The sequence below is a fragment of the Gelidibacter japonicus genome, assembly GCF_010725055.1.
Classification (GTDB): domain Bacteria; phylum Bacteroidota; class Bacteroidia; order Flavobacteriales; family Flavobacteriaceae; genus Gelidibacter; species Gelidibacter japonicus.
This window is the reverse complement of record NZ_BJKB01000036.1, coordinates 1-8,837: the sequence shown is the minus strand read 5'-3', so window position 1 is coordinate 8,837 and position 8,837 is coordinate 1. Positions and strand designations below refer to the sequence as shown.

Here is an 8,837-nt window from a genome sequence, read left to right as displayed (position 1 = left end):
TGCGCCCGTGCTTTTATGCAACAGTTTGAAAATCGGCCTTGCATAGAGCTATACAAGTTTACGGAATTTTCAGGATTTTTTCGCTAACGTTAGCGGGAGAAGTCAATGCTTCGGAATAGGGAGGATTGCACACAACGTTTAAGTATAAAAGCAGTAGCGGCATAAAAGCAATACACTTTCAAACCGCTACCAAGATACAACATTGCAGTAAGTTTTCGGTTGGCACTTCACTCGCTATTGCTTTTATGCAATGTTGCCAGCTGTTACTTTTACTCCGCCCTTTAAATCCATTCCAATTTTCCCACAGTTTGTGGTACTTTAATTTCTCCTGTATGCCGTGTGGTTTTGGGTTCGATAAGCATTACCATTACTACCTCTCCATTTGTCCAAGGTCTGTGTTCTACACCTTTTGGTACTATTAATATTTCTCCTGATTCTGTAGAAATTGTTTTTCCATCTCTAAAGTCCATCATCAATGTGCCACTAAGTACAACAAACATTTCATCTTCTTCCTGATGACTGTGCCAAACCAATTCGCCTTTAAGCTTTGCTAATTTAACGAAGTTTTCATTTAGCTCACCTATGATATATGGATGCCAATGATTGTTTATTTTAGTAAATTTTTCTTTCAAGTTAATTTTCATAGCACTGATTATTTGGTTTGTGTTAGAATCCAAGTACTAATTTTTTCTAAAGCTTGTGGGGCAAAGGTTTGTTCAATTTGAGAATATTCAGAAATAAGGCCTGTTTTGCTTTCTTGAAATAGGTGATTTAAGCCTTCCAATAAAACTACTTCGTATTTCTTAGATTTACTCAAAGCTAATGCATCTTTTACTGGCTGTAAATGATATTTTGGTGGAACTTGGGTATCATTGCTACCATATAATACCAATGCTGGGACACTTATTTTTCTGATTTCGGTGGCAGGGTTATAATTGTAGAAATATCTGACCCAAGGAGTGGTTCTGGTAGATACAAGGTTTTCAATAAATTCATCTTTCTCCACATTTGGTGGCAGGAGTGATGCGAGTAATTCTGAATTTTTATAAAATGCTGTTAACTCACTCTTTACAATGTCTATTTCCATTGCAGAGGATGCAATATCGATAGCTTTTTTCACATAAGCTTCATATTCCTTCTCGTCCGGTACAGGGAAATTGCGATAATCAATAGCCTGAGTCAAAGATACTTCTTTCCCCTTTGTTCCAGTGCCTGCCAGTAATACAATGAACGCTAAATCTTTAGATTGGTTGGCTACCATTGGAGCAATTATGGCTCCTTCACTATGGCCTATCAAACCAATTTTATTGATGTCAATGTCTTGTCTTTTTTTCAAATATTCGATGGCACTCAATACATCTGTGGCAAAATCAACTGTGGTGCCTTCCGCAAAATTACCTGTTGATTCACCAAACCCTCTGTCATCGTATCTCAAGACAGCAATTCCGTTTCTGGTAAGATAATCCGAAAGCACTAAGAAGGTTTTGTGACTGGCAAAGGACTGGTTCCTGTCTTGTGGGCCACTGCCAGAAATTAATACTACCACTGGCGGCTTTCTGCCTGTTCGTTTTGGAAGGGTGAGTGTTCCTACCAGTGTGATATTGTCTTTTTCATTATGAAATGTAACCTCTTCTTCGTAATAAGGGTATGGTTTTGTGGGTTCTTGTGGCCTGTTCAGTTTTATTACCTCAACTGCCTCTTTTGTGAGAACCAGTGGAACAGCATTAACCCCCTCTTGGAAAGTACCTTCAATTGTCCCTGTAGAGGCATTCCATTTTCCGCTATATTTAAAACCTACATTTGAAGCATCAATTAGAAGATGGCCGTCTTCATAAGTAGTGCTTGCAGCTTTTATACCTTTTACCCCTTGACTTGGAATGGCAATTTCCGATTCAAGCTTGTCAGCTGTTTTTGTGATTTGGAAAACAAATAGTAGTTTTCTTCCTGATTGGACTTCCAGATTTCCATTCCAGTTTCCCGCCAAATCCTGTGAGTAACCGGAAGAAGCGATTAATAGAATGATTAAGATTGTAGTAATTTTTTTCATAATTCAATTGTTTTGGGGCATAGCTATCCTGTTACAGATATTTTCTGCCGTTATAAAAAGTGTATATGTCTTTAGAATGTTATTTTTAAATATCGGAAAGCAGTTTTTCCGTTGAAGTATGTTTCAAAGGTCAGGTGTCTATTTCATTTAAAACCTTTTCTGCTGAATTTGTAGCACTTTTATAACCTTTGAATACCCATCTGGAGAGAACGAACAGGAAGGCCAACAGTATAGGGAGGTAGAACCATAGATTATTGATGTATTCCGCTTCAAAAAGATTTTTATCATTAAAGATTTTTGAAGTAACAGGCAAAATAATAACGGCTAATAAGATGCTTATATAGAGCGTTATTTTTTGATTAACCAATAATGCTTTTTTTGCTTTATGAAACTCAATTAATACATCTGTGTGGCTACTGTTGGCGATGTTTAATCTTTTCATTGTATGTAGTTTTCTTAATGTAATCACCGGAAGCACCAGTAATGATATTAAGGTAATTAGGCCAAATGCCATCAAATACCAAGTGTCTAACTTTTCGAAATTAATCATTAAGAATATTGCAGAGGTATAACATACTACAGTGCCAATTATTTCATAAGTCAGCAATTTGCTGAATTTGCTTTTATATTTTTTTTGAGTCATATTTTCTATAAGTTGACTTGTTAAAATTTCTTGTTTTTCCAATCTTTTACTCATTGCTTGCCAGGTATTTTTCATTTCTTCCAGTTCCATAATTACTTTTGTATAATGATTTGTGATTTCAGTTTCTCTTTTATTCGCGAAATTTTAGTTCCTACGTTACTGGTAGTAATACCAATGATTTTAGCGATTTCCTGATGGCTTTTTCCTTCCAAGTAAAGTAGTATGATACCTCTTTCAAGTAAGTTTAGTTTTTGGATGCTTTCGTAAAGAAGCTTTATCCTTTCCTCCTCCGACTTGTCCAACACTTCTGAAAACCGTTCTGTCTCTAGGTGAATAGGAATAGTGTTTAATTGCTTTTTGCTATTCTTCAAATTGTAGATAGCTGTGTTCATAGCCACTCTGTACATCCAGGTACTTAATTTTGACTGCTCATTGAATGTGTCAAATGATTTCCAAAGTTGAAAAACGATTTCCTGAAACAGGTCTTCCTTGTCTTGAGGACTGTTTGTATACATAGTGGCTACTTTAAAAATCAGCCCTTCGTTCTTTTTAATAACTTTTGTAAATCGGTCTTTTTTATCCATCGAAAATCAAACTTCAACTTATTAGTGTATGAAGTTCCGAAAAAATCACAGGACGGTAGAATTTATTTTTCTTGATGATGGTGTTCTGGTCGGTGATAGGGTTTTCTGTAATTGCTGGCAACGGGTTGCGGCATCGAGTAGGCAAAGGGAGTTTCACCCTAAGCCTCTCACAGAACCGTGCTTGAAAGTCTCCCCTCACACGGCTCTTGTTGTACAAATCTAAGCAATACAATTTATTTGATTGAAGTTCCAATGATAAAACAGTGTTGGATATTGTTTCCTAACTTCTGATAACCATTGGTATCCTTTCTTAATACTGGTTTTATATCGCTTATACCTTTTCCTTGCCCACCTAACCAATCTTTTACTGAGTAACCGAAATACTTTTGTAAGTTCATACATCTTAAATTTACCATAGTACCGCACCCATCCCCTAATCATTGGATTAAGATATTGGGCTACTCCTACGATGCTTTTAAAAGTAAGTTTGTTAACGCCGAGTTCTTCCAGCTTGTCAGCGATTCGTTTTCTTGAACCTATACTTATGGCACAATCATACCCTAAAAACAGCTTCCCCTTTTTCTTAGAGAAGGCAGTCCTGGGCTGAAAAGAATATCCCAGGAAATCAAATTTGATTGTTGGGTATTTTTCTTTTCTTCTGTAGTCTCGGCAATAGACAATTTTGGTCTTTTGTGGATGTAATTCCAATCCTACCGAAGCCATTCTTTGATGCACTAGATTAAGTACTTTTTCTGCGTGGGCTTTTGTATCACAGTGTAGTATCACGTCATCGGCATAACGTGTGAAGACTACATTTTTATCTATCCGTTCAAACCATTTGTCAAAAGCATAATGTAGAAATAGGTTTGCCAGTAATGGGCTGATCACTCCGCCCTGTGGCGTTCCTTTTCCTTGCTTTTGGATTTGTTTTCCAGATATTGTAATAACGGGTGCTTCCAGCCATCGTTTGATATAGAGTCTCACCCAATTTTCGGGCACGTGTTTCTCTACGGCAAGCATCAGTTTGTTATGGTCAATATTGTCGAAGAAACCTTTGATGTCCAAGTCAATGACCCAGTTTTGTTTCCAACAGTTTTCTCTTACCTTTGATAATGCCTGATGGGCATTTCTCTTTGGTCGATAGCCGAAAGAATTTGGACTGAATACTGCCTCTAATCTTGGTTCAACAAACATTTTGACCACCATTTGACCAACTCTGTCGCTAATGGTAGGTATCCCTAGTTTACGGATTGAACCATCTTTCTTAGGTATTCCTACTTCTTTGACAGGTGGTGGAAAATAACTCCCTGATGCCATACGATTCCAAAGTTTGTAAAGGTGTCTTTTGCGATCGGCATCAAATTCTTGCATATCTATCGCATCTATTCCAGCACTTCCTTTGTTGGATCGCACTTTTTGATAAGCCTCCCAAACCATTTGGCGGCTTATCGGTATTGATTTTGTTTCATTCCATAAATTCATCCTCACTTTTGTAAGTTGATTTGTAAAATGCAACTGTACAACTTAACCCCTTTGCTCCATTTCTATTACAGAAACTTCATCACTACTACGGGTTAATCTGTCTCTGCATACAACTTCGGTATTCTGCCTCTAAGTTGTTCTTATTGTGCATTTCCCTTGGCATTTGTATGCAGTTTCCCAAGTTCCGTAAATAAGCCTGAATAAAGTTCTTGCCATCTGAATGACGCCAGCCTTACAGAAAATAAATAGGTTTCCTCTGTAATTAATGTTATTGCTAACATTACTTTTCACTCCGTATCATACTTCGTAGCTTTTGACTGGGGGTAGCAACTTCTCGACACCTCTCCGATGGTTCACTTTCGTTCAACTCCTTTATTCGTACCTGCTAATCTCTTTGGACTAGATTCTCCTAAACGCTCAGCACCACAACTGTTAATTGCAGCACCTTTAGGTGGTTTAGAGCCATCGCCTATACAACGACTCTGATGGACCTACCATCATCTTATTTACAGCATTCAACCTTTTATTGCCGTGGTTGATTCTTGGCACACTATGAGCCGTTGCGGGGTTTTGGCTCTAAAGTTAGCAAATACAAACCAAACTTTACCTTATCCTAATATTTTCCAAGTAGGTACTTGCTCCGCAATGGATTATAGCCGCTGTTATAGCCTTTGCTTTTCTCGGGATTGGTGTTTATTCTGTCGTAATTTCGATTGTCAATTCCACGTCTTTGTCCACAAGGGTTTTATCAGCCCAACTTCCCTCGTAGGCAATGTTCCAATCAAGTCGGTTAAACGTGAAAGTTGTTCTAAAAGCGCCATTTTTATGATAGGCAAAAAAATCTATATTCTTGGTTACTTCACGTATTGTTAGGTTTCCTGTGATTTTAAGACTGTCGTTTTTGGTTTTTTGAACTTTTGTCAATTCAAGTGTTGATATGGGGTAGTGGGACACATTAAAAAAATCATTACCTTTCAAATGGTCAAGAAGATTTTTTCGAGCAACTTTCTCGTGAGTTGGAACATCTGTAACGTCCATTGTTTCCATATCGACCGTAAAATTTCCACCGACTATTTCGCCCTCTTTTCCAAGGAATAAACCGTTTTTAAATGATATGATTCCTGTTCGTCTTTTTGTTCCCCCCATTTCGGTTGCCACCCATTCTATTTTTGATTTTTCAAGGTTCATTATTAGCGTATCGGCTTCTATTTCAACGCTATGTTCAACAGTTGGGTTTATTATTACTTTTGGGGCATCCGATTTATGCTTGCCGATACAAGAGAGTGCCAACAAGGGAAGAAGGAAATAATACAACCTATTCATAGTTCGGAATGTTTTTGCCTAAAATGATGTTCCGCTCGATAGTGAGCATTCCGTTTTCCTCGATTGGTTTCATAATTCCGGAACCACCTCGGTTATTTAATTTATCTCTTGTGCTTTGGGTGAGTATTGGGTCATCGTCAAAGAGATAGTCATCAAGATAGTATTCATTTTTGTAAGGTTCTTTTACTGTGATATGAATGTGTTCGGGTTCACTACCGTCTGGATATGCCGCAGGTCTAAATGTGTAAAACGTATATTTTCCGTCTTTCCCTGTTTTGACCCATCCTCGGATAAACCCGTGTCTTTTTGCCCAACCTGTTTCATTGCCTTTGGTTTCATAAATGCCTTGTCTGTTGGTATGGTAGATGTAGATAATGACATTTTCTGCTGGCGTTTTGCCGTCCTTTTTAAAAACTGTACCCGTAATTTTCAATTTGGCTTCGTTGTTTTGAAATTCGGGTAGTGTGTCAATTGGGATTAATTTTTTATCCACATACTCATATATTGCTTCGCAACCCTCGCATCCGCCACCAACAAGTTTGGTAGTTGTATTTTTTGTTTGGGCATTGCAAGATGTACACATCCACAAAACCAATAAAAAGCATAACCGAAATGTTCTGAATTTAATATCCATAGCTTGACGTATTTTAAATTTAGTGTTTCGACAAAACTATGGACAGAAAAAGAGACGAAAAAATTGAATGGTCTAAGCTGATGAGTTTATACGTTGACCCGCTGACTTGCGTTGAAGTGATTTTTGAAATCGGTTGCATAAGTTCTGCTTAGCCTTACCAATTCCCCACTTTTCAATAGCAAATCGTAGTCGCCATTGAGGCGGGATTTGAATGAGTTGGTTTTTAAAATATTGACCACGGTAGATTTATGTACCCGAACAAAGACATTGCTGTCCAATTGTTTGCAGATGGATTTCAGGGTTTCGGAATGAAGATACCTCTTGCTTTCGAGATGGATGGATATATAAGGTGTGGCGGAAGTGATTTGTACGATATCTTCAACATTGACAATTACATTTTCTTTTCCATTATTGATAACTATGGTATTCAATTTAGGTTTAATTTCCTTAATGTCTATTCTTTGTGTACGGTTTGAAAAATACTTGTATCCCAACACAAAGCTTGTATAGACGATAACCAATTTATACAAGTCGTGTGCCAATGTATATGAAAAGAATTTGTACAGGTCATACCTGCCTTCGTAGAAAAGTACAGAAAAAACCACGGCAACAAAGGGCAAGATGAGAAGATGAATTGCGATGGCAAAAACAATAAATATTGTTGTTTTGGTATAACTGTCTAACCTCTCATTTTTCAGTTTTTGGTACAAAATGACTAATATCGGTATGAACACAAACCAAACGGTTTTAAAGAGTATCGACTCGTTAAAGTTGAAATCAAAACCACTTCTCCTTGATTCCAAGAAATCCTGAAAGACATTCAAGGCTGCAATGAATAAAAATATCCCTGATAGCACAAAAAGCACTTTTCCAATGTTCTCAGTAAAATTCGGCTTGGTTTTGTTGTTTACAATTGTGTTTACCATTATTTGTTTTTTGTTAATTTCATCTTCTAGGGGTTTCTTAGCATTGGCTATAACGGGTTTGGCTATGGTTTCGTTGCGTGAAAATCCGCGAGGATTTTCCGCCGTAAACCGAAGATAGCAAATTTGCGAGGACTTTCCGAGAGGAAAGTCAGAAGCAATGAACTATAGCCGGTGTTGTAGCAAGTATTTTTTTATCCAGGATATAGTCCGTGTTCTAACATTATTGCTTGAGCTCTTTCAATAACATTGTCTATTTGGTCAATTGTTGGTTCGTTCAAATCCGCTTTACAGTTCTCCAATTCGTTTTGTTGTTCTTCTGTCAGTTGATTTTCTAAATCGGATTGGACTTTTTCAATTGCAATTCTGATAAATGTTGAAATTTCTCCAGCATTTTTACCGTAATTAAAAGCTAAATCTTTGATGTCAGCGTTCCACGTTCTCGGTAAATTGTTTTCTATTTCATTCAGCGCAGTTGAGTAAAGTCCGCTACTTCTTTCCAAAGCTCGGTATTCGTCCGCATTTGCTCCTTCAACTCCGTATCTTCCACAATGATGCGCTCTTCTAATTAAATATTCATATTCTAATGCTCCCATATTTTTCTTTATTTTGGTTTTTCAATATTTGCTACAACGGTATCGGCTATGATTTCGTTGTGGAATCATCCGCAGGATTATTCCGCCGAAATCCAGCCGTTTGATTTATACTTTTATTTTGGTGTGGCACAAAACCACAATGAATTATAGCCATTGTTAGCCACTGTAATTTTATATTTTTTCAAACTTTTTTCCATTCCACTTATAAAAATTGGTCGAAATAGAATGATTTCCAGTTTCAAAACTTTCTTTGACAGTCCCTTTTAGTTTTTCAATTGCTTCTTTGTCATTTGAGCCTGTGATGAAAACTAAATCACGATTCGGAATTGCGATTACAATTTCTCCGTTCACATCAAAGTTCTCTTTAGTCCAAATGTCAGTCATTAACATTAAACTAACTTCATAATCTCCACCTGCAATCAGTCCGAAATTTCCATTCTCTCCAATTTTCTCAATTTTTGGTAATACATTGTTTAGGTGGATAGGACGGATAAAGTGAGCCACTCGCAGCGGATGAAAGTGAGCATAGCAAAGTAAGTGCTCAAAATCGATTCATCTGTGGTTAAATTTAGTGATTATTTTTTAGTTTTTTACGCATGGATTCT

Annotated in this window: 10 protein-coding genes; all 10 read right to left on the bottom strand. The window is 37.2% G+C overall.

Going from position 1 to position 8,837, the window contains the following annotated elements; all coding sequences use genetic code 11:
• Window positions 1-281: 281 nt before the first annotated feature.
• Window positions 282-644: a cupin domain-containing protein gene (locus G6N06_RS19335; protein ID WP_163518347.1), complete on the bottom strand. Its 363-nt coding sequence runs from the start codon at window positions 642-644 to the stop codon at window positions 282-284.
• A gap of 8 nt (window positions 645-652) precedes the next feature.
• Complete coding sequence (locus G6N06_RS19330; protein ID WP_163518346.1) at window positions 653-2,047, bottom strand: alpha/beta hydrolase family protein; 1,395 nt, start codon at window positions 2,045-2,047, stop codon at window positions 653-655.
• 130 nt (window positions 2,048-2,177) lie between these two features.
• Window positions 2,178-2,780: a hypothetical protein gene (locus G6N06_RS19325; RefSeq protein WP_163518345.1), complete on the bottom strand. Its 603-nt coding sequence runs from the start codon at window positions 2,778-2,780 to the stop codon at window positions 2,178-2,180.
• A 2-nt stretch (window positions 2,781-2,782) separates the two neighbouring features.
• A complete protein-coding gene (locus G6N06_RS19320) occupies window positions 2,783-3,274 on the bottom strand; it encodes a sigma-70 family RNA polymerase sigma factor (protein ID WP_163518344.1) in 492 nt (163 codons plus the stop codon).
• A 219-nt stretch (window positions 3,275-3,493) separates the two neighbouring features.
• Window positions 3,494-4,756, bottom strand: coding sequence for a group II intron reverse transcriptase/maturase (gene ltrA, locus G6N06_RS19315; RefSeq protein ID WP_163518343.1), 1,263 nt, complete (start codon window positions 4,754-4,756; stop codon window positions 3,494-3,496).
• Window positions 4,757-5,449: 693 nt separating this feature from the next.
• On the bottom strand, window positions 5,450-6,079 hold the full coding sequence (locus G6N06_RS19310) for a YceI family protein (RefSeq protein WP_163518342.1): 630 nt from the start codon (window positions 6,077-6,079) through the stop codon (window positions 5,450-5,452).
• Window positions 6,072-6,713: a dioxygenase family protein gene (locus G6N06_RS19305; protein WP_163518341.1), complete on the bottom strand. Its 642-nt coding sequence runs from the start codon at window positions 6,711-6,713 to the stop codon at window positions 6,072-6,074. The genes G6N06_RS19310 and G6N06_RS19305 overlap by 8 nt, the downstream gene beginning before the upstream one ends.
• 86 nt (window positions 6,714-6,799) lie before the next feature.
• Window positions 6,800-7,639 (bottom strand): LytR/AlgR family response regulator transcription factor, encoded by an 840-nt coding sequence (locus G6N06_RS19300; protein WP_163518340.1) that lies wholly within the window; start codon window positions 7,637-7,639, stop codon window positions 6,800-6,802.
• A 191-nt stretch (window positions 7,640-7,830) separates the two neighbouring features.
• Entirely contained in the window at window positions 7,831-8,232 is a 402-nt protein-coding gene (locus G6N06_RS19295) for a DUF3549 family protein (protein WP_163518339.1), read from the bottom strand.
• 171 nt (window positions 8,233-8,403) lie between these two features.
• Window positions 8,404-8,736: a DUF1444 domain-containing protein gene (locus G6N06_RS19290; protein ID WP_163518338.1), complete on the bottom strand. Its 333-nt coding sequence runs from the start codon at window positions 8,734-8,736 to the stop codon at window positions 8,404-8,406.
• Window positions 8,737-8,837 lie beyond the last annotated feature (101 nt).

What these genes read in the sequence shown, in the direction of transcription:
- G6N06_RS19335 (WP_163518347.1), bottom strand. Translation starts at nt 644, where the DNA reads ATGAAAATTAACTTGAAAGAAAAATTTACTAAAATAAACAATCATTGG.
- G6N06_RS19325 (WP_163518345.1), bottom strand. Translation starts at nt 2,780, where the DNA reads ATGGAACTGGAAGAAATGAAAAATACCTGGCAAGCAATGAGTAAAAGA.
- G6N06_RS19295 (WP_163518339.1), bottom strand. Translation starts at nt 8,232, where the DNA reads ATGGGAGCATTAGAATATGAATATTTAATTAGAAGAGCGCATCATTGT.
- ltrA (WP_163518343.1), bottom strand. Translation starts at nt 4,756, where the DNA reads ATGAATTTATGGAATGAAACAAAATCAATACCGATAAGCCGCCAAATG.
- G6N06_RS19305 (WP_163518341.1), bottom strand. Translation starts at nt 6,713, where the DNA reads ATGGATATTAAATTCAGAACATTTCGGTTATGCTTTTTATTGGTTTTG.
- G6N06_RS19300 (WP_163518340.1), bottom strand. Translation starts at nt 7,639, where the DNA reads ATGGTAAACACAATTGTAAACAACAAAACCAAGCCGAATTTTACTGAG.
- G6N06_RS19330 (WP_163518346.1), bottom strand. Translation starts at nt 2,047, where the DNA reads ATGAAAAAAATTACTACAATCTTAATCATTCTATTAATCGCTTCTTCC.
- G6N06_RS19310 (WP_163518342.1), bottom strand. Translation starts at nt 6,079, where the DNA reads ATGAATAGGTTGTATTATTTCCTTCTTCCCTTGTTGGCACTCTCTTGT.
- G6N06_RS19320 (WP_163518344.1), bottom strand. Translation starts at nt 3,274, where the DNA reads ATGGATAAAAAAGACCGATTTACAAAAGTTATTAAAAAGAACGAAGGG.